Source organism: Streptomyces corchorusii, assembly GCF_001514055.1.
GTDB classification, from domain to species: Bacteria; Actinomycetota; Actinomycetes; order Streptomycetales; family Streptomycetaceae; genus Streptomyces; species Streptomyces olivaceoviridis.
In genome coordinates, this window is record NZ_KQ948369.1 from 64,741 (window position 1) to 83,612 (window position 18,872).

The 18,872-nt window shown below is 73.7% G+C and carries 16 protein-coding genes; 8 read left to right on the forward strand and 8 right to left on the reverse strand.

The window, feature by feature from the left end; all coding sequences use genetic code 11:
* Positions 1 to 168 precede the first annotated feature (168 nt).
* From AQJ11_RS36675 to AQJ11_RS36695, 5 genes are all read left to right on the forward strand, one after another.
* The gene (locus tag AQJ11_RS36675) at positions 169 to 966 is read left to right on the forward strand and encodes a DUF1684 domain-containing protein (RefSeq protein ID WP_014671797.1); all 798 of its coding nucleotides are present in this window, start codon (positions 169 to 171) and stop codon (positions 964 to 966) included.
* Positions 967 to 1,157: 191 nt separating this feature from the next.
* Complete coding sequence (locus AQJ11_RS36680; protein ID WP_014671796.1) at positions 1,158 to 2,060, forward strand: S1 family peptidase; 903 nt, start codon at positions 1,158 to 1,160, stop codon at positions 2,058 to 2,060.
* Positions 2,061 to 2,260: 200 nt separating this feature from the next.
* Positions 2,261 to 5,785 (forward strand): DNA polymerase III subunit alpha, encoded by a 3,525-nt coding sequence (locus AQJ11_RS36685; protein ID WP_059266228.1) that lies wholly within the window; start codon positions 2,261 to 2,263, stop codon positions 5,783 to 5,785.
* Positions 5,782 to 6,801 carry a DNA polymerase Y family protein gene (locus AQJ11_RS36690; RefSeq protein ID WP_059266179.1) on the forward strand — a complete coding sequence of 340 codons (1,020 nt, stop codon included), beginning with the start codon at positions 5,782 to 5,784 and terminating at the stop codon, positions 6,799 to 6,801. The genes AQJ11_RS36685 and AQJ11_RS36690 overlap by 4 nt, the downstream gene beginning before the upstream one ends.
* 146 nt (positions 6,802 to 6,947) lie before the next feature.
* On the forward strand, positions 6,948 to 7,808 hold the full coding sequence (locus AQJ11_RS36695) for an esterase/lipase family protein (protein WP_059266180.1): 861 nt from the start codon (positions 6,948 to 6,950) through the stop codon (positions 7,806 to 7,808).
* Between the two features lie 267 nt (positions 7,809 to 8,075).
* Here AQJ11_RS36695 and AQJ11_RS52250 read toward each other — a convergent pair whose 3' ends face one another.
* Positions 8,076 to 8,210, reverse strand: a complete 135-nt coding sequence (locus tag AQJ11_RS52250; RefSeq protein ID WP_014671792.1) for a hypothetical protein — start codon at positions 8,208 to 8,210, stop codon at positions 8,076 to 8,078.
* A gap of 138 nt (positions 8,211 to 8,348) precedes the next feature.
* Here AQJ11_RS52250 and AQJ11_RS36700 point away from each other — a divergent pair, with 138 nt between their 5' ends.
* A complete protein-coding gene (locus tag AQJ11_RS36700; protein ID WP_059266181.1) occupies positions 8,349 to 8,969 on the forward strand; it encodes a class I SAM-dependent methyltransferase in 621 nt (206 codons plus the stop codon).
* 22 nt (positions 8,970 to 8,991) lie between these two features.
* Here AQJ11_RS36700 and AQJ11_RS36705 read toward each other — a convergent pair whose 3' ends face one another.
* Both AQJ11_RS36705 and AQJ11_RS36710 read right to left on the reverse strand, forming a co-directional pair.
* Entirely contained in the window at positions 8,992 to 9,492 is a 501-nt protein-coding gene (locus tag AQJ11_RS36705) for a ribonuclease FAU-1 family protein (protein WP_014671790.1), read from the reverse strand.
* Positions 9,473 to 10,402, reverse strand: coding sequence for a GNAT family N-acetyltransferase (locus AQJ11_RS36710; protein WP_059266182.1), 930 nt, complete (start codon positions 10,400 to 10,402; stop codon positions 9,473 to 9,475). The genes AQJ11_RS36705 and AQJ11_RS36710 overlap by 20 nt, the downstream gene beginning before the upstream one ends.
* Positions 10,403 to 10,473: 71 nt before the next feature.
* Between AQJ11_RS36710 and AQJ11_RS36715 the strand changes: the two genes are divergently transcribed.
* On the forward strand, positions 10,474 to 10,845 hold the full coding sequence (locus AQJ11_RS36715; protein ID WP_014671788.1) for a GntR family transcriptional regulator: 372 nt from the start codon (positions 10,474 to 10,476) through the stop codon (positions 10,843 to 10,845).
* A gap of 22 nt (positions 10,846 to 10,867) precedes the next feature.
* Here the strand turns inward: AQJ11_RS36715 and AQJ11_RS36720 are convergent, their stop codons facing one another.
* Both AQJ11_RS36720 and AQJ11_RS36725 read right to left on the reverse strand, forming a co-directional pair.
* Complete coding sequence (locus tag AQJ11_RS36720) at positions 10,868 to 11,638, reverse strand: DUF72 domain-containing protein (protein WP_059266183.1); 771 nt, start codon at positions 11,636 to 11,638, stop codon at positions 10,868 to 10,870.
* A 15-nt stretch (positions 11,639 to 11,653) separates the two neighbouring features.
* Entirely contained in the window at positions 11,654 to 12,748 is a 1,095-nt protein-coding gene (locus AQJ11_RS36725; protein WP_014671786.1) for a DUF5925 domain-containing protein, read from the reverse strand.
* Between the two features lie 220 nt (positions 12,749 to 12,968).
* On the opposite strand from AQJ11_RS36725, the gene AQJ11_RS36730 reads away from it, so the two are divergent.
* The gene (locus AQJ11_RS36730) at positions 12,969 to 13,775 is read left to right on the forward strand and encodes an SGNH/GDSL hydrolase family protein (protein ID WP_041665068.1); all 807 of its coding nucleotides are present in this window, start codon (positions 12,969 to 12,971) and stop codon (positions 13,773 to 13,775) included.
* A gap of 179 nt (positions 13,776 to 13,954) precedes the next feature.
* Here AQJ11_RS36730 and AQJ11_RS36735 read toward each other — a convergent pair whose 3' ends face one another.
* From AQJ11_RS36735 to AQJ11_RS36745, 3 genes are all read right to left on the reverse strand, one after another.
* Positions 13,955 to 15,502, reverse strand: coding sequence for a HoxN/HupN/NixA family nickel/cobalt transporter (locus AQJ11_RS36735; protein WP_059266184.1), 1,548 nt, complete (start codon positions 15,500 to 15,502; stop codon positions 13,955 to 13,957).
* A 38-nt stretch (positions 15,503 to 15,540) separates the two neighbouring features.
* Complete coding sequence (locus tag AQJ11_RS36740; protein WP_244218536.1) at positions 15,541 to 17,118, reverse strand: tetratricopeptide repeat protein; 1,578 nt, start codon at positions 17,116 to 17,118, stop codon at positions 15,541 to 15,543.
* An 85-nt stretch (positions 17,119 to 17,203) separates the two neighbouring features.
* Positions 17,204 to 18,772, reverse strand: coding sequence for a DUF4331 domain-containing protein (locus AQJ11_RS36745; protein WP_059266186.1), 1,569 nt, complete (start codon positions 18,770 to 18,772; stop codon positions 17,204 to 17,206).
* Between the last annotated feature and the right edge of the window lie 100 nt (positions 18,773 to 18,872).

Below are 18,872 nucleotides of genomic sequence, written 5' to 3' on the forward strand. Positions count from 1 at the left end.
CCGGCGACCTGGCTGGAGGAGTTCGTGGGCCGGATGGTGCCGCTGCTCCGGGAACGCGGCGCGTTCCGCACGGAATACCGGGGCGGCACACTCCGCTCCCCTCTCGGGCTGTCCTCGCCGGTAACCGCGGCAGGGGAACGCTGATCATCGATGAAAGGAACCGACGGCATGACGACGGACGCGTCCGACGCCTGGAAGCAGTGGCACGAGCAGCGCGTGGAGCGGGTCTCGGCGCCCTACGGACCGCTCGCGCTGACCGCGACGCACTGGATCGAGGACTATCCGGATGGTCGAATTCCGGACATTCCCGGGAACTGGGTGGCGGACGAGGGCGGGGTGGTGCTCACCGCCGCCGGGACCGACGGCCTGACCGTGGACGGCCGGCCCTTCGCGGGTGAGGTCAGGCTGGCCGCCGACCTCGGTCCGGAGGCGCGGGCGCGGGTCGCGCTCGGCGGGAAGCGGCTGGTCGTGCTGGTGCGCGAGGGCGTCTGGGGGGTGCGGGTGTACGACCCCGGCTCCGCTGCCCGGCGGGCCTTCCGGGGCATCGAGGCCGGGCCCCACGACCCCCGCTGGTCGGTGCCGGGGCGGTTCACGCCGTACGAGGCCACACGGACCGTCCGGCTCGGCAACGCGGACGGCCGCGAGCGTGGCTTCGACCTCGCCGGGGAGCTCACCTTCACCCTGGCCGGACAGGAACGCACGCTGAAGGTCGCGCGGCAGGGGGACGGGCTGCTGTGGGCGGTGTTCGCCGACGCCACCAGCGGCGACACGAGCTTCCGGTTCCGCTTCCTCTTCGCGCCGGCCCCGGACGCCGAGGGACGCACGACCGTCGACTTCAACCGCGCCCAGCTTCCGCCGTGCGCCTTCGCCGACCACTTCATCTGCCCCTTCCCGCCCCCCGGCAACACGCTGGACGTGGCGATCGAGGCGGGGGAGCGTCACCTGAGCGGCGCGCGGTCGGCGTAGCCGGCCTCAGCCGGACGCGGGGGGAGGGCCGACGGCCGAAAGGCACCCTTGTGCCGACCGGCCGTTCGGCCGAATACTCCCCCTCAGCGCTTGTCAGGGGCATGCATATTCGAATCCGGTCGAGCCCCTGGCTGCGCCTCACGGGCCCCGACCCCACGCGGGCCCCCGACTTCCCTTGGAGGGAACGACAAGTGAGGATCAAGCGCACCACTCCCCGTGGCGGAACGGCGAGACGGGTCCAGCTGACCGCCGTGGCCGCCGGCTTCCTGGCCGCCGCCGCGTTCGCCGCCCCCACCGCGAACGCCAGCGACGTGCACACGTTCAGCGCCACCCAGCTCACCAAGGCGAGCGACTCCGTCCGCCAGGCCGACGTCCCCGGCACCGCCTGGGCGGTGGACAGCAAGACCGGCCGCGTCGTCGTCACCGTCGACAGCACGGTGTCCCAGGCCGAGATCGCCAAGATCAAGAAGCAGGCCGGCGCCAACGCCGACGCCCTGGTCGTCAAGCACACACCGGGCAAGTTCAACAAGCTGATCTCCGGCGGCGACGCCATCTACGCGAGCAGCTGGCGCTGCTCGCTGGGCTTCAACGTCCAGGACTCCAGCGGCAACTACTACTTCCTGACCGCCGGGCACTGCACCGACGGCGCGGGCACCTGGTGGTCGAACTCCTCCCACACGACCACGCTCGGCACCACGGCCGGCTCCAGCTTCCCCGGCAACGACTACGGCATCGTGCGGTACACCAACAGCTCGGTGACCAAGTCCGGTGCCGTGGGCAGCCAGGACATCACCAGCGCCGCCACGCCCTCCGTGGGCACGACCGTCTACCGCCGCGGGTCCACGACCGGTACGCACAGCGGCCGCGTCACCGCGCTGAACGCCACGGTCAACTACGGCGGCGGCGACATCGTCTCCGGCCTGATCCAGACCACCGTCTGCGCCGAGCCCGGCGACTCCGGCGGCCCGCTGTACGGCGGCACCACGGCCTACGGTCTGACCTCGGGCGGCAGCGGTGACTGCACCTCCGGCGGTACGACGTTCTTCCAGCCGGTCACCGAGGCGCTGAGCGCCTACGGGGTGCACGTCTACTGACGGCCGGCTCCGCTGACGGACGACACCGGGAAGCCCCCGCGCGCGCACGGCGCACGGGGGCTTCCTGGCGCGTTTGCGCAGGTGGGGGACGCTCGAACGGGGGTCGTACACATGTTCGGGAATGGGGGTATGGTGGGGGTGGGGAAACTGGGAACTGATGTTCGAGAGCCGTTCGGGGCTCACGAGTGCGGGAGGTGTGCGTGCCGGGCTTCGCGCATCTGCGCACCGTCTCCGGGTTCTCCCTGCGGTACGGGGCGTCCCACCCGGAGCGGCTGGCCGAGCGTGCCTCCGAGCGGGGGATGGACGCCCTCGCCCTGACCGATCGCGACACCCTCGCCGGGGCGGTGCGCTTCGCCAAGGCCTGCGCCGGGGCGGGTGTCCGTCCGCTGTTCGGAGTGGACCTGGCGGTGGCGACGGCGGAGTCCGTACGCCGTGACCGGCGGCGGACGCCGGTGCGCGGAGGCGCCTTCGTGGACGAGTCGGCCCCCCGCGTGACCTTCCTCGCCCGGGACGGCGCCCGTGGGTGGGCCGGTCTGTGCCGGCTCGTCACGGCGGCGCACGCGGGCGGGGGCACTCCGCTGCTCCCCTGGGCCGGCCAGCACGGCGACGGCCTGGTGGTGCTGCTCGGGCCGGGGTCGGACGTGGGGCGCGCGCTCGCCGCCGGGCGGCCCGACCGGGCGGCCGAACTGCTCGTGCCGTGGCGCGAGATCCACGGCGACGCGCTGCGGCTGGAGGCCGTCTGGCACGGCCGTACCGGTACGGGGCCCGGTTCCCTGCGGCTGGCGGCCCGCACCGTCGGGTTCGCCGCCGAGCAGGGGGTGCGGCCGGTGCTCAGCAACGCCGTCCGCTATGCCGATCCCGGGACGGGGCCGGTCGCCGACGTGCTGGACGCCGCGCGCCGGCTGGTGCCGATCGACCCCCGCGGGGAACTGGACTCCGGCGAGGCGTGGCTGAAGGACGCGCAGGACATGCTCGGTGTCGCCGAGCGGGTCGTGGAGGCCGCCGGGTTCCGGCGGGACACCGCCCACCGGCTGCTGGAGCAGACCCTGGCGACGGCCGCCGAGTGCCGCGTCGACCCCGAGGACGACCTCGGCATCGGCACCGTCCACTTCCCCGAGGCGCACCTCGTCGGTGCCGGCCGGCGCACCGCGCAGCGGGCGCTCGCCTCACGGGCGGCGGAGGGGATGCTGCGGCTCGGGTACGGCGGGCGGCGCGCGTACTGGGAGCGGATGCACCAGGAGCTGGACATCATCGCCCACCACGGCTTCGCCTCCTACTTCCTGACGGTGGCCCAGGTGGTCGACGACGTCCGGGAGATGGGGATCCGGGTGGCCGCTCGCGGCTCCGGGGCCGGGTCGCTCGTCAACCACCTGCTCGGCATCGCGCACGCCGACCCGGTCGAGCACGGGCTGCTGATGGAGCGCTTCCTGTCCAAGGAGCGGGTGGTGCTGCCGGACATCGACATCGACGTGGAGTCCGCGCGCCGGCTGGAGGTCTACCGGGCGATCATCGGCCGGTTCGGCACCGAGCGGGTCGCCACCGTCTCCATGCCGGAGACCTACCGGGTCCGGCACGCGATCCGGGACGTGGGCGCCGCGCTGTCCATGGACCCGGCCGAGATCGACCGGATCGCCAAGTCCTTCCCGCACATCCGGGCGCGCGACGCCCGCGCGGCGCTGGAGGAACTGCCCGAGCTGAAGCGGCTGGCGGGGGAGCTCCAGCGGGGAGGGGAGAAGTACGGCAGGCTGTGGGAGCTGGTCGAGGCGCTCGACGCGCTGCCGCGCGGGGTCGCCATGCACCCGTGCGGGGTGCTGCTGTCGGACGCCTCCCTGCTCGCCCGGACGCCCGTGGTGCCGACCAGCGGTGAGGGCCTGCCCATGTCGCAGTTCGACAAGGAGGACGTGGAGGACCTCGGGCTGCTCAAGCTGGACGTGCTGGGCGTGCGGATGCAGTCGGCGATGGCGCACGCGGTCGCCGAGGTGGAGCGGGTGAGCGGGGAGCGGATCGACCTGGACGCGGTGGAGCCGGGGGACCCGGAGACGTACCGGCTGATCCGGTCCGCCGAGACCCTGGGGTGCTTCCAGATCGAGTCGCCGGGACAGCGGGACCTGGTGGGGCGGCTCCAGCCCGCCGGCTTCCACGACCTGGTCGTCGACATCTCGCTGTTCCGGCCCGGCCCGGTCGCCGCCGACATGGTGCGGCCGTTCATCGAGGCGCGGCACGGGCGGGCGCCGGTGCGCTACCCGCACCCGGACCTGGAGGAGCCGCTGAAGGGGACGTACGGGGTCGTCGTCTTCCACGAGCAGATCATCGACATCGTCTCCGTCATGACCGGCTGCGGGCGCGGCGAGGCCGACCGGGTGCGGCGCGGGCTGTCCGACGCGCAGTCGCAGGGGCGGATCAGGGTGTGGTTCGCCCAGCGGGCGGCGGCCAAGGGGTACGACGCGGAGACGATCCGGCGGACCTGGGAGATCGTGGAGGCCTTCGGGTCCTACGGCTTCTGCAAGGCGCACGCCGTCGCCTTCGCCGTACCCACCTACCAGTCGGCGTGGCTGAAGGCCCATCACCCCGCCGCCTTCTACGCCGGGCTGCTCACGCACGACCCCGGGATGTACCCGAAGCGGCTGCTGCTGGCCGACGCGCGGCGGCGGGGGGTGCCGATCCTGCCGCTGGACGTGAATGCCTCCGGGGTCGCACACAGGATCGAACTGGTGTCTGAATCACCGGCGGTGTGGGGGCTGCGGCTCGCGCTCTGCGACGTCCACGGCATCAGCGAGGCCGAGGCGCAGCGGATCGCGGACGGGCAGCCGTACTCCTCGCTGGTGGACTTCTGGGAGCGGGCCCGGCCCAGCCGGCCGCTCGCCGGGCGGCTCGCGCAGGTGGGCGCGCTGGACGCCTTCGGCGCCAACCGGCGCGATCTGCAACTGCACCTGACCGAGCTGCACCGTGGCGCCCGGGGCGGTGGCGGTGGCCAGCTCCCCCTGGCCGGCGGACGGAAGACCGCGCCGGCCGGGCTGCCGGACCTGACCTCGGCGGAGAGGCTCAGCGCCGAGCTGGGCGTGCTGTCCATGGACGCCTCGCGCAATCTGATGGACGACCACCGGGAGTTCCTGAAGGAGCTGGGCGTGGTCTCCGCGCGCCGGCTGCGCGAGGCCCGGCACGGCGAGACCGTGCTGGTCGCGGGCGCCAAGGCGGCCACCCAGACCCCGCCGATCCGCTCCGGCAAGCGGGTCATCTTCTCCACCCTGGACGACGGGACGGGACTGGTGGACCTGGCCTTCTTCGACGACTCGCACGACGCCTGCGCCCACACCGTCTTCCACTCCTGGCTGCTGCTGGTGCGCGGAGTGGTGCAGCGGCGCGGACCGCGCAGCCTGAGCGTGGTGGGCTCCGCCGCCTGGAACCTCGCCGAACTGGTGGAGGTGCGGCACACGGAGGGGCTCGGCGGGGTCGCGGCCCGGCTGGCCGGACCGTCCGGCGCGGACGGCTCCCCGGCCGGGGGCGACGGCGGTCCGCTGCGGGCCCGGCTCGCCGGTTCCGAGGGGCTGCCCGCGCCGGCCGGCTCGGCGGCCCCCGACCCGATGGCGGGCCGGACGATCCGCATGCCCACGGGGTACGAGATGCACCCCTGGGCCGACCTGCGGCCCGCCGGCCAGGACGCCGCCGCACAAGGGCCGGCGTCGATACGGAAGTTGTGGCACCAGAGTCCGGGGAGTGCGGGATGACCATTCTCTGCGTACGTTTCCAGCTGCCGCCGACGCACGAGGCGGCCCTGCCGGAACTGCTCGGGCTGCTGGAGGAGTTCACCCCGGTCGTGGAGGCGCTGCCGCCGGACGGGGTGCTGGCCGATCTGCGCGGCGCCGAGCGGTACTTCGGGCGCGGCGCGGTGGAGCTGGCCTCGGTGATCCGGGTGCGGGCCCTCGCGCGGTACGGCGTCGACTGCGCGATCGGCGCCGGGCCGGGCCCGATGCCGGCCCGCGTGGCGCTGCGTCACGCCCGGCCCGGTGTGACCTGCGCGGTGCCCGAGGACGCGGTCGCCGAGTTCCTCGCCGACAAGCCCGTCGCCGCGTTGCCCGGCGTCGGCGCGGCGACCGCCCGCACCCTCGACGACTACGGCCTGGACACCCTGGGCCGGGTCGCCGTCGCGCCGCTGTCCACGCTCCAGCGGCTGATCGGCGCCCGGGCGGGCCGCGAGCTGCGGGAGAAGGCGCGCGGCATCGACCGCGGCCGGGTCGTCCCGAACACCGTCTCGCGGTCGCTGGTGACGGAACGGGCCTTCGGCACCGATGAGTTGGACCCCGACCGGCACCGCCGGGCGCTGCTGTCGGCCGCCGAGGAGATCGGCTCCCGGCTGCGCGCGGTGGAGAAGGTCTGCCGCACCCTGACCCTCACCGTGCGCTGCGCCGACCTTCGCTCCACTGGGGGGACCCCCGCCTCGACCACCCGCAGCCGCACCCTGCGGGAGCCGACCGCGCACTCCGCGGACCTGACCAGGGCGGCCTACGGCATGTACGAGGCGCTCGGCCTGCAACGCGCCCGGGTCCGTGTGCTCGCCCTGCGCGCCGAGGGTCTGACCCCCGCCGACCAGGCCGCCCACCAGCTCACCTTCGATCCGGTGGACGAGAAGGTGCGCCGTGTCGAGGAGGTCGCGGACCGCGCGCGGGCGAAGTTCGGGCCACGGGCGGTGATGCCGGGGACGCTGGCCCCGGTGCGCGCGCCCGGCCGGCCCACGGCGGCGTGAGACACCGGTTGTCACCGGAAGTTTTTACTGACGCGTAACTTCACACGCGACCTACTCGCTCGTAACTTGACGAGTGAACAGCATCCCGTGATCCGGATCACAGGGCCAGGCCGTGCACCTCCCGTGAGCCGCAAGGAGATCACCCGATGCTGCCCTGGAAACGAGTGCTCAGACCCCTCGCCGCACTGCTCCTCACCGCCGCCGTCGCCGTCGTACCGGCCGCCACCGCCAGGGCCTCCGGCGCTTCCGGCTCCGGCTGGAACGACTACACCTGCAAGCCCTCCGCCGCCCACCCCCGCCCCGTCGTCCTCGTCCACGGCACCCTGGGCAACTCGGTCGACAACTGGCTCGGCCTCGCCCCCTATCTGGAGAGCCGCGGGTACTGCGTCTACTCCCTCGACTACGGCCAACTGCCCGGCGTCCCCCTGTTCCACGGCCTCGGCCCCATCGACAAGTCGGCCGGACAACTGGCCGTCTTCGTCGACAAGGTGCTCGCCGCCACCGGAGCCGCGCAGGCCGACCTGGTCGGCCACTCCCAGGGCGGCATGATGCCCCGCTACTACCTGAAGTTCCTCGGCGGAGCCGCCAAGGTGAACGCCCTCGTCGGCATCGCCCCCGACAACCACGGCACCGACCTGGACGGACTCACCCGCCTGCTGCCGTACTTCCCCGGCGCCGAGGACCTGCTCAAGGCCACCACCCCCGGCCTCGCCGACCAGATCACCGGCTCCGCCTTCCTCACCGCGCTCAACGCGGGCGGCGACACCGTCCCCGGGGTCCGCTACACGGTCATCGCCACCCGGTACGACGAGGTGGTCACCCCCTGGCGCACCCAGTACCTGAGCGGTTCCGGCGTCCGCAACGTCCTGCTCCAGGACCTGTGCCCGCTCGACCTCTCCGAGCACCTCGCGATCGGCCTGTCCGACCGGATCGCCTTCCACGAGGTGGCCAACGCGCTCGACCCGGCTCACGCCACCGCCACCACCTGCGCGTCGGCCCTGAGCTGACATGCCGCCGGGGCCTGTCCGGCCTGAGCCGCCGGCCAGGCCCCGGAACCCTCACCGGCCGCGGCGGGCATGCGGAGCTCCCCCGGACGATCGTGGGGTGGGCCTGGATCCCATGGGGTGATCCGACGCTAACCCCGAAAGACCGTGGAATCGCCTGCCGGGAGCGGACGGAGGAGATCCTTATGGTCCACTTAAGGAAGCGCTAAGACTGCGCTCAGACGAATACGTCGCCGCCGGGGTCGGCGGCCGCGCCGAGATGTCGCCGTGTCAGCCGTCGGGCCACCAGGTGCGGGCGATGTCCTTGCGCACCTCGGGGCGTCCCGCCGGGCGTTCCTCCGCCTCGTCGCGGATCCGGCGGCTGTCCGTCCTCTTCAGGGGCTTCTGCACGGTCGTACGGCGCATAGCTGCCTCCTTCAGTGCCCACCGGGTTCCGTGTTGTCACGGAGGTAGACGCTTTCGGCGAGAGTTCCTCATCGGTGCCGGTTTGTCTGTGGCGGCTGTCACGTCCGCACTGTCAGTGGCGTGTGTCACTCTCTGGGCATGAGGAGCGAGAACACGCACAGGCTTGCGGCTGCCCCGGAAACGGACTGGGATGCGCAGGCCGCCGCCTTCGACGACGAACCGGACCACGGCCTGCGCGACCCCGAAGTGCGCCTGGCCTGGGCGGACCGGCTCCGGACCTGGCTCCCCGGGCACCCCGCGGACGTCCTCGACCTCGGCTGCGGCACCGGCAGCCTGTCACTCCTCGCCGTCGAGCAGGGGCACCGGGTCACGGGCGTCGACCGGTCCCCGGCGATGGCCGAGCGGGCCCGGGCCAAGCTCGCCGGGCGCCCCGCGACGATCCTGTGCGGGGACGCCGTGGCCCCGCCGGTGGGGCAGCGCCGCTTCGACGTCGTCCTCGTACGGCATGTGCTGTGGGCGCTGCCGGACCCGGCCGCGGCTCTGCGGCACTGGCGGCAGCTACTGCGCCCCGGAGGCCGGTTCGTGCTGGTCGAGGGCGTGTGGGGGACGCTCGGCCCGGTCGGCATACCGGCTGCCCGGCTCACCGCCCTGCTGGAGCCGCTGAGCCGGGACGTGCGCGTGGAGCGACTGTCCGACGACTCCCTGCTGTGGGGCAAGGACGTCGACGACGAGCGGTACGCGGTGGTGGCCACCGTGTGACACCGCGGTACCGGGGCGCCGGTCAGGCCAGCAACTCCGCGAACCCGTCGGGGCGGATCGCCAGCGCCTCCAGCGCGTCGAGGGCGGCCACCGCGGCGGACGCGGCCTGCGGGTCCGTCTCCGTGAGGCCGCTCTCGGCGAACTCGTCCTCGTCCAGGCGCCGTACGTCCCGCCCGTCCGCGGAGCGCCACAGGTCCAGGTCGAGATCCTCCACGACCAGCTCGGCGCCGGAGCTGACCGCGGGACGCGTGATGTCGCAGTACCAGCCCTTGACCGAGCCGTCCGCCGCACGGACCTCCTTCACCGAGTACCACCGGTCGCGCCAGTAGTACTCGGTGAACACGTCACCGGGCTCGAACCGCACGAACCCGAAGTCCCGGACCCCCGAGCCCGCCCAGGGCGCGCGCACGGCGATCCGGTCGCCGTCGTCCCCGAGCAGTTCCGCCGGGTAACGGATCTTCGTACGGCCCGCCTTGACCAGGACGACCTCCAGCCGGGCCGGCTCAGCCGAGTTCGCGGACATAGCGCACCTCCGTCGCGCAGACCTCGTACCCGAGCCACGTGTTGATCGCGATCATGGGGGCGTTGCCGGTGTCGTTGCCCGTGAAGGCCTCGGTGACACCGGCCGCGCGGGCCCGGTGCAGAGAGTGGGTCTTGGCGAGCTTGGCCAGGCCGCGTCCGCGGTGGGCGCGGGCGGTGCCGGTCATCGCCGTGGAGTAGCGGCCGTCGCCGTCGGTGTAGGCCACGCTGAAGGCGACCGGACGGCCGTCGACACAGGCGGCCGTGGTCAGCTCCCGGTCCAGCAGCGGGTGGTGCCAGCTCTGCGCGAGCCAGGCGTCGTAGTCCGTGAACTCGTAGTCCACGTCGCTCGGTTCGTCGAGCACCGTCTCCGCGTCCAGCTCGAACAGCGGCCGGGGGTCGTCCGCGAAGTCGGCGGCCGTGCGCAGTTCGACGCCGGGCGGGACCTCGGGGAGCGGCGGCAGCGTGCCGTGCGCCAGGTCCAGGCGGAGGAAGTGCGCGGAGCGGCCCCGCCGGTAGCCGCGCCGCTCGGCGAAGGCCTGGTTGTCCGGCTCGTCCAGGGCCCAGGCGAACAGCTTGGTCGCGCCCACCTCCGCCAGGTACTCCTCGGCGGCCCGGACCAGCAGCCGCCCGGCGCCGCGGCGGGTCCGGTCGGGGCGGACGTAGACGTTGAGGGCGCCCTGGCCCGGGTCGGGGCTCTCGGGGATCAGATGCACCTGCGCCGTGCCGATGATCTCGCCGTCCTCCTCCGCGACGAGCGGCCGGAAGCGGGCGTCCGGGTGCGTACGGGCCACCGTGTGCCGGACCGATTCCGGCGTGAACAGGACGTACGGCAGCGCGAGGCGGCGGACACGGGCGAACCCCTCGGTGTCCGCGGGGACGTCGGGGCGCAGAGGACGCACGAGGACTGTCATGAGGAGGCACCGTACGGGCCGGGAGGGCCGGGTGCCTCTCATTTTCCGCCCGGTGCGGGACAATCGGCCGTGTGAGCCTGAAGATCCGCATCGATGACAGCGCGCCCCCGTACGAGCAGGTGCGGGCGCAGATCTCCGAGCAGGCGCGGTCCGGCGCGCTCCCGGTGGGGTACCGGCTGCCGACCGTACGGGGGCTGGCCGAGTCCCTGGGGCTCGCGGTGAACACGGTGGCGAAGGCGTACCGGGCCCTGGAGGGCGACGGGGTGATCGAGACGCGGGGGCGCAACGGCACGTTCGTGGCCGCCGCCGGCTCGGCCGCGGTGCGGGAGGCCTCCCTGGCCGCCCAGGCGTACGTCGAGCGTGTACGGCGGCTCGGCCTCGCCGAGGACGAGGCGCTGGGTGCCGTGCGGGACGCCCTGCGGGCGGCCTACGGGGAGGGCTGAGGCGGGTCAGGCACCGCCGCCGTCAGCTCAGTTCCGCCGGCTCCGGTGTCCTCGTCACCGTCAGGCCCGCCCGCCGCGCCGCCCGGGCGAACGTCACCGCGTCCCTCACCGCCGCGCCCCCGGGGTCGTTGTTGAAGTACGCGTACACGTCCTCCGCGTCGGACCAGGTCGTCGCGACACGGTCCACCCAGGTGTCCAGGGAGCGGCGGCCGTAGCGCGGCCAGGGCCGGGCGCGGCCCTGGTGGAAGCGGACGTAGCCCCAGTCGGCGGTGCGCCACAGCGGGGTGACCGGGCGGGCCAGGACGTCCGCCCAGCACAGGGCCGCGCCACGGGACGCCAGCACCTCGCGCACCTCGCCCGTCCACCAGGAGTCGTGCCGGGGTTCCACCGCGACCCTCCTGCCGGCCGGGAAGCAGGCCAGGCAGGCGTCCAGCAGCAGCGGGTCGGCGCGCAGGGTGGGCGGGAGCTGGAGGAGGACCGGGCCCAGGCGGTCGCCGAGGCCCGCCGCGTGGGCCATCAGGCGGTGCACCGGCTCCTCGGGGTCCCGGAGCCGCTTGATGTGGGTGAGGTACCGGCTGGCCTTGACCGTGACCACGAAGTCCGGCGGGACGCGTCCGCGCCAGGCGGCGAAGGTGTCGTACGACGGCAGCCGGTAGAACGCGTTGTTGATCTCCACGGTCGCGAACAGCCGGGTGTACTCCTCCAGCCACAGCCGCGCCGGCACCCCGGCCGGGTAGACGTGGTCCCGCCAGTCCTTGTACTGCCACCCCGACGTGCCGACGAACAGGGTCATACCCTCATGTAAGCACTACAGGTACAGGCCCGCGTCCGCGCCCTCCCGGGCCCCCGGCACCGAGGTCGGCGCGGTGCCCCGGCGCAGCGCGTACAGCTCGGCCAGGGTCGCGCCGTCCCGGCCGACGCCCTCCTCGGTGCCGAGCCACCGGACCGCCTCCGGGCGGGTCAGCGGGCCGACCTCGATCCGGGCCAGGCAGCGGCCGGGGCGGACCACGGCCGGGTGCAGCCGCTCCAGGTCCTCGTTGGTGGTGACGCCCACCAGGACGTTGCGGCCCTGGCCGAGCAGGCCGTCGGTGAGGTTCAGCAGCCGGGACAGGGCCTGGCCCGCCGTGTGCCGGGCCTCGCCCCGGATCAGCTCGTCGCAGTCCTCCAGCAGCAGCAGACGCCAACGGCCCTTGCCCGCGCCGTCGTCCTCCCCGATGGCGATGTCCATCAGATAGCCGACGTCGGAGAAGAGCCGCTCCGGGTCCAGGACGCAGTCGACCTGGCACCAGTCGCGCCAGGAACGGGCGAGGGTGCGCAGGGCTGAGGTCTTGCCGGTGCCCGGCGGGCCGTGGAGCAGCAGCAGCCGGCCCGCGATGTCCTGCGGGGTCGTCTTCATCAGCTGGTCCATCGCGTCCGCCACCGGCGCCGTGTAGTTGGGCCGGACCTCCTCCCAGGTCCCGGCGGAGATCTGCCGGGTGGTGCGGTGCGGGCCGCGCCTGGGGGAGACGTACCAGAACCCCATCGTCACGTTCTCCGGCTGCGGTTCCGGCTCGTCGGCCGCGCCGTCCGTGGCCTGGTCGAGGATGCGCTTGGCCAGTTCGGCGCTGGTCGCGGTGACCGTGACGTCCGCGCCCCGGTTCCAGCGGGAGACCAGCAGGGTCCAGCCGTCCCCTTCGGCGAGGGTCGCGCTGCGGTCGTCGTCGCGGGCCATCCGCAGCACGCGGGCGCCCTCCGGCAGCAGGGTCGCGCCCGAGCGCACCCGGTCGATGTTCGCGGCGTGCGAGTACGGCTGCTCGCCCGTCGCGAAGCGGCCGAGGAACAGCGCGTCGACGACGTCGGACGGCGAGTCGGAGTCGTCGACGTGGAGCCGGATCGGCAGAGCGTCGTGTGGGTTGGCAGACATGCCGCCATGATCCGGCACGGATGCACTCGGCGCACGGCATTTCCGTCCCTTGGCGCGCTGACGAGGCGTCAACCGAAGGGGCCTGCATAGGCAATAGATGAGCGGTGAACGTCTTGGGCCGATCCTGTCGAGATGACAAAACTTTTGGCATGGACACTTCCTGTCAACACGCGTAGCTGCTACCACAGTTGTGGCAGACATCCTGCTAAAGGGAGGTTCCATGAGACGTTCCCGACTTACCGGATTCGTGACCTCGCTCCTCCTCGCCGCCGGCCTCGGTCTCACCGGGGCCGCTTCGGCGCAGGCGTCCTCGACCGCCGCGACCGGCGGCTACGTCGCGCTCGGCGACTCCTACTCCTCAGGGGTGGGCGCCGGGAGTTACCTCAGCTCAAGCGGCGCCTGCGACCGCAGCACGAAGGCCTACCCCTACCTGTGGAACGCCGCCCACAGCCCCTCCTCGTTCGCCTTCAACGCCTGCTCCGGCGCGAAGACGGACGACGTGCTCGCCAACCAGCTCGGCTCGCTGAACTCCTCGACCTCACTGGTGTCCCTCACCATCGGCGGCAACGACGCCGGTTTCGCCGACGTGATGACCACCTGTGTGACCAGCTCGGACAGCACGTGCCTGTCCCGCATCAACACCGCCAGGGCGTACGTCGCCAACACGCTCCCCGGCAAGCTGGACACCGTCTACAACGCGATCAGCGCCAAAGCCCCGTCCGCCCGGGTGGTCGTCATCGGCTACCCCCGCTTCTACCTGCTCGGCCAGACCTGCCTCGGCCTCTCCGAGACCAAGCGGTCCGCCATCAACGACGCCGCCGACTACATGGACAACACCATCAAGGCCCGCGCCACCGCCCACAACTTCGTCTTCGGCGACGTCCGCACCACGTTCTCCGGCCACGAGATCTGCTCCGGCGACTCCTGGCTGCACAGCGTCAACTGGCTCGACATCGGCGAGTCGTACCACCCGACCGCGTCCGGCCAGTCCGGTGGCTACCTGCCGGTGCTGAACAACGCGGCATGACCCGCTCGGGCTCACCCGGCAGGGTGATGTTCTCAAGCCGGCGTCCTCAAGCAGGTGTTCCCAAGCCGGCGTTCCCAGGGTGAGGCCGAAGGCGAGGCGGAGGTCCCGGACGACGGGGTCTCCGCCGCCGTCGTACGCCCGCCGGGAACGACACCGTCCTCCCTTCCCGGAAAAGCAGCTCAGCCCAGCGCGGACGCGGCTCCCCTGAGCACCAGTGCCGTGCCCAGCGCCAGCACGACCAGGGCCGACCCGAGCGGCAGGGCCCGGCGCGCCAGGACGGCCACCGGATGGGCGCTCCAGCGCGGGCGCCGCTCCAGCACCCGCACCGCCCCCGCGCCCAGCCGTACGACGGCGAACCCGGCGGCGGTGAGCGTCAGCGCGAGACCGGCCCCGTACGCCACGACGAGCAGCAGCCCGAACCAGGCCTTGCCGAGCGCGGCGGCGCCGACCAGGACGACCACGGCGGACGGGCTGGGCACCAGCCCACCGGCGAACCCCAGCAGGATCGTGCCGCGGAGGGTGGGCGCGGTGGGGTGGCTGTGGGTGTGGCCACCGTGGGTGTGCGTGTGGGGGTGTGTGTGGTCCCCATGGGTGTGTTCCACACCGTCGTGGTGGTGATGGTGATGGGCGGCGCTGTGTCCGCCGCCCACCGTCGCCAACTCCCGCTGTGCCACCCCGTCCTGGGCCGCGACGGTCGCCCGCGCACGGCCGCGCCAGGCACGGCGGACGAGGGTGACGCCCGCCGCCAGCACGAGGACGCCACCGGCGAGGCCCAGCCAGGAGACCACCGCCGGTGTGGCCGCCGAACCGGCCGTGACCAGCAGGCCCAGGGCGACCACGCCGAGGGTGTGGGTCACGGTGACCGAGGCGGCCATCGGCAGCACGTCCCGTGGCCGGGCCCGGCCCCCGCGCGCCACCGCCGTCGCGGCCATCAGGGTCTTGCCGTGGCCCGGCGCGAGCGCGTGCAGCGCGCCCAGGGCGACGGCGATGAGCAGGGCCAGAGCGGCGAAGCCGACGGTGAGGTCGCGCCGGGCCACGAGGTCGTCCAGGGCCCGGGTCCAGCGGTCGGCACCCCGGGGGAGCACACCGGCACCCGGCGCCGCCTGCCGCCGCGCGTCCGCCGCGAGCGCCGGGCCACCGGGCCGCACCCGCAGCGAGGCCGTCCCGGTGTCGGCGGGGGAGGACAGCAGGTCCTGGGGGTAGGAGGTCAGTTCCCGGGACACCGACTCCTCCGGCACGTCGGTCGCGGTGAGCGTCATGCGGTCGCCCCGCGCCGTGATCTCCCGCCAGCCGGGCCCGCCGGCGGTGCCCGCGCCCCGGAAGCCGAGGGTGACGGTGCTCGCGCGGGGCAGCGGGGCGGTCAGCCGGCACTCCACGCGCAGGGTGTCGAGGCCGGCCTGGCCGGGACGTCTGCGCGCGCTGCCGCGGGCGGCCGTGAGGGCGGTCGTACGCCCGTCGACCCGGAGGGCGCTGTCGGCGGCGGCCCGCGCGCACCGCTGCCGGGCCCACGCGCTCAGCCCCAGCCGCTCGATGTCGGCCTCGGCCTGGGTCGCCGGGATCTCGGCGAGGTCCTCCACATGGTCGACGCGGAGCTGTCCGGGAGCGGCGACCAGGCCGTCGTAGCGGTTGACGGTGAAGTTGCCGAGGGGGTGGGCGCCGGCGGTGCCCGCCGGGAGCAGGGCCAGGGCGCACACGGCGATCAGGACGCACAGCAGACGCGGTGTCACTCGGCGTGGACGCGGTCGGGCCGGGCGTGGACGCGGTGTCACTCGGCTCCCTCCAGCGCCTCGCGGGCCCGCGCCGCACCCAGCGGGGAGAAGCCGGGGTTCAGTGCCAGGGCCGAGGCGAGCGAGGCGCGGCCGGCCGCCCGGTGGCCGGTGGCCAGCTCGATCACGCCCCGGTGGTAGCGGAAGACGGCGCTGCGGTAGCCGGTGGCGGTGGCCCGGCGGGCGTAGGGCAGGGCCTCGGCGTCGCGGCCGTTGACGTGCAGCGCCCAGGCGAGGGCGTCGGCGGTGTGCACGGTGTGCCGGCGGGCCCATTCGGCGCGGGCCGCGCGCAGGGCAGCCCGCTTGTCGCCGTGGTCGGCGGCGGCCAGCGCGGTGTCCAGATCGGCGTCGACGCCGTTGGCGCGGGCCAGCGCGGTCCAGGCGCCGACCAGCGCGTACTGCCGCCGGGCCCGCGCCCGGTCGCCGGCCGCGCCCCGCGCCTCGTACAGCTCGCCGAGTTCGACCAGCGGGCCGGGCAGCGGGGAGCGGGCGACCACCGTCTCCATGTCCGTGATAGCCCCGGCGCGGTCACCGCTCGCCGCCCGCGCGCGGGCCCGGCCCTCCAGCGCCGGCAGGTAGCCGTCGTTGGCGGCCAGGGCGCGCGCGTAGCAGCCGAGGGCCGTTTTGTGGTCCCCCTGGTTCCAGGCGAGTTGGCCGAGCTGCGTGGCCACGTACGCCGTGTCGCCCGGCGAACCGGCGGCGGACAGCGCCTGTTCCAGCACCCGGCGAGCGGTGGTCACGTCCCCGCGCAGCTCGCGCACGTACGCGTAGCGGGTGAAGACCGGTACGCCCGGCCTGCGCGCGTCGGCGGTCTTCGCGGCCTCGGCGGCGTCGGCGTACCGGCCGAGTTCGACCAGGGCGTCGATCCGGGAGGACAGCGCGCGTTCGCTGTACGGGTTCCGGCGCAGGGCCGCGTCCGCGAAGGCCAGGGCGTCCTCGAAGTCGTGCCGGGCGGCGGCGAGGGCGGCACGGCCGGCCAGGGCCTGGTCGCCGTCCGGCGCCAGCGACAGGGACCGCCGCAGCGCCTGCTCCGCCCGCGGGTACCGGGACGGGTCGCCCTTGGTCCGCGCCTGCTCGACGTAGGCCAGAGCGAGGGTGGCCCACGCGCCGGCGTCCTTCGGCTGGGACCTCAGGTGCGTCTGGAGCGCGGCGACGCTCGCGTCCAGGTCACCGCCGCCGAGGATCCCGGGGTCGGCGGCGCCGACCGAGACCGGCGCGGACGCCGGCACCCGGTCCGCACCGAGCGCGATCGCGCCGCCGGTCAGCGCGACCGCCAACAGGGACGCGCTCAACGTCAGTCGAGCCCGTCCCCGCCACAGCCGCCCGAGAGCACCGGCCCGCCGCACGGCGGCGACCCGCTCGTCGCCGCACGAGGAGACCGCCCCGGAAGGCGAGGGCGCCGCACCGGAAGGTGTCGCGCCGGGAGGCGAGGGCGCCGGTGCGGAGGGTGCCGGGGACGCGTCCGCGGCCGTACCCGTGCTCCGCCCGTCCTCCTCGTCACCCGCCGTCCTCCGCCCGTCCTCCCGCCGCGCCACTCGCTGCCCGTCCTGCTCGTCGTCCTGCCCGCGCGGGCCCATGCCTTCTCCTCCGTCGGTCGTGTGGGAGGCGCGGCCCGCCGTGGGGGAGAGGAACACGGGCCGCGCCGGTCTCGGTGGGTGCGGGTCAGTACGGGCGCCGCACACGCCGGCGCCACCAGGCGAAGGCGGTGCCGATCAGCAGCACCCCGGCCGCACCGCAGGCCGCCGACGCGGCGATCAGCACGGTGCCGCCGGAGCCGCCGGAGGCCCCGGCCGGCTGGAGCGCGTCGCCGAGCTGACTGCGCACGTCGGCCCCCGCCGTCGTGCCCTTGGCGAGCGGGCCGCGCGAACCGGACGTGGGCTGGGCGACGTACGGGAAGGAGCTCTCGAACTTCTGGTCGTTCCTGTCGACCGCGTCGCCCAGGTCGTTCTTGGAGCCGACCAGTTCGCCCTCCACCACCTGGAGGGCCGCGTCGATCACGTCGTCGGTGAGCCGGCGGCCGTTCGGGAAGCCCGCGTTGTCGCCGTCCAGCACCCCCAGCCGCTTCGGGTGCGTGCTCGGCTTGACGGAGGTGTTCAGCCGCAGCTCCTCCGAAGGCCGCACGTTCGGCGGCTGGTTGAGGCCCTTGACGCCCTTGAGGAAGACGTCGACCAGGTCGTCGCGCGGTTCGGCGGGCGCCTTGATCTTGTAGATCGACTCGATGAGCTTCGGCAGCTCCGGGTTGGTGACGTTCTTCAGGAACTGCGCGTCGTACGCGGGCTGGGAGGCGTTGAACCTGTCCTTGTCCTTCTGCGGGTTGACGACCTCGTTGACCAGCGGATTGCCGAGGCGCGAGACCTGGCTGTAGTAGCCCTGCGCGTTACGGCGCTGGGTGGTCGACCAGACGCCGACGACCGGCTGGTGGGCGGACTCGCGGATCAGCTCGTTCGGCACCTGGAGGGCGATGGTGTTGACGTTGTAGCCCTTGAGGGTGTCCCGGCCGACCTCGGTGAGGTTCCCGCCGTACAGCAGGTCGAAGACGCGCAGGTCCAGGAAGAACGGGTCGTCCGCCTGCCCGGCGAAGGTCGCGGCGCCGCCCGCAGTCCGGTACACCGCCTGCGCGCGCAGCCTGCCGTAGTCCGGCATGGACGCCTTGCCGACGTTCGACGGCGCCACCGGCACGTCGTCGGCCAGCTTGGTCCGCGACGTCTCGTGCCCGCCCCGGAGCTTGATGAGATCGATGTCGTAGGTCTGGGTGACGTTGAGGTCGGGGTCGTCCAGGCTGGTGACCGGACCGGTGTTGTACAGGAACGTGTTCCCGTTCTTCGTACGGGTCCGGAAGGTGTAGCGGAAGACCAGGTCGCCCTGCGCGTCACCGTTGTTGTCGATGTGGAGGTCGTACTGCGCGTCGTCGGCGAACGTGTAGAAGTTCGGTCCGCCGGCCGGCTCCTCGAAGGGGATCCAGTTCGCCACGATCGTCGTCGTGTCGGGCTTGTCCGGGCTGACGAACGCGTACAGGTCCGTGTTGTCGTACTGCGGGGTGCCCGAGATCAGCGGGGCCTCACGGTGGGAGGAGGCGGCGGCCGTACCGGGTTCCAGCGTGGCGACGCCGGCGGCCGTGAGCCCTCCGGCGGCCAGCGCCCCGCAGATGAGCGTGACCAGACCCGTGCGTCCGGTGCCGCGTCCGGAGGGCGCCCTCCCGGTGAGGGCGCCCCTGGAGAAGAGAGGTGTCATGCCGTCCGTCCTCAGTGCCGACTTGCCTTGTGACGGACGGGTATACGGAGCGGCCACGCCGATCGGATTGGTCGGCCGGGAAAAACCTTTCACCGCCTCC

What these genes read in the sequence shown, in the direction of transcription:
- AQJ11_RS36675 (WP_014671797.1), top strand. Translation starts at nt 169, where the DNA reads ATGACGACGGACGCGTCCGACGCCTGGAAGCAGTGGCACGAGCAGCGC.
- AQJ11_RS36690 (WP_059266179.1), top strand. Translation starts at nt 5,782, where the DNA reads ATGACCATTCTCTGCGTACGTTTCCAGCTGCCGCCGACGCACGAGGCG.
- AQJ11_RS36695 (WP_059266180.1), top strand. Translation starts at nt 6,948, where the DNA reads ATGCTGCCCTGGAAACGAGTGCTCAGACCCCTCGCCGCACTGCTCCTC.
- AQJ11_RS52250 (WP_014671792.1), bottom strand. Translation starts at nt 8,210, where the DNA reads ATGCGCCGTACGACCGTGCAGAAGCCCCTGAAGAGGACGGACAGCCGC.
- AQJ11_RS36700 (WP_059266181.1), top strand. Translation starts at nt 8,349, where the DNA reads ATGAGGAGCGAGAACACGCACAGGCTTGCGGCTGCCCCGGAAACGGAC.
- AQJ11_RS36705 (WP_014671790.1), bottom strand. Translation starts at nt 9,492, where the DNA reads ATGTCCGCGAACTCGGCTGAGCCGGCCCGGCTGGAGGTCGTCCTGGTC.
- AQJ11_RS36710 (WP_059266182.1), bottom strand. Translation starts at nt 10,402, where the DNA reads ATGACAGTCCTCGTGCGTCCTCTGCGCCCCGACGTCCCCGCGGACACC.
- AQJ11_RS36720 (WP_059266183.1), bottom strand. Translation starts at nt 11,638, where the DNA reads ATGACCCTGTTCGTCGGCACGTCGGGGTGGCAGTACAAGGACTGGCGG.
- AQJ11_RS36725 (WP_014671786.1), bottom strand. Translation starts at nt 12,748, where the DNA reads ATGTCTGCCAACCCACACGACGCTCTGCCGATCCGGCTCCACGTCGAC.
- AQJ11_RS36730 (WP_041665068.1), top strand. Translation starts at nt 12,969, where the DNA reads ATGAGACGTTCCCGACTTACCGGATTCGTGACCTCGCTCCTCCTCGCC.
- AQJ11_RS36740 (WP_244218536.1), bottom strand. Translation starts at nt 17,118, where the DNA reads ATGGGCCCGCGCGGGCAGGACGACGAGCAGGACGGGCAGCGAGTGGCG.
- AQJ11_RS36745 (WP_059266186.1), bottom strand. Translation starts at nt 18,772, where the DNA reads ATGACACCTCTCTTCTCCAGGGGCGCCCTCACCGGGAGGGCGCCCTCC.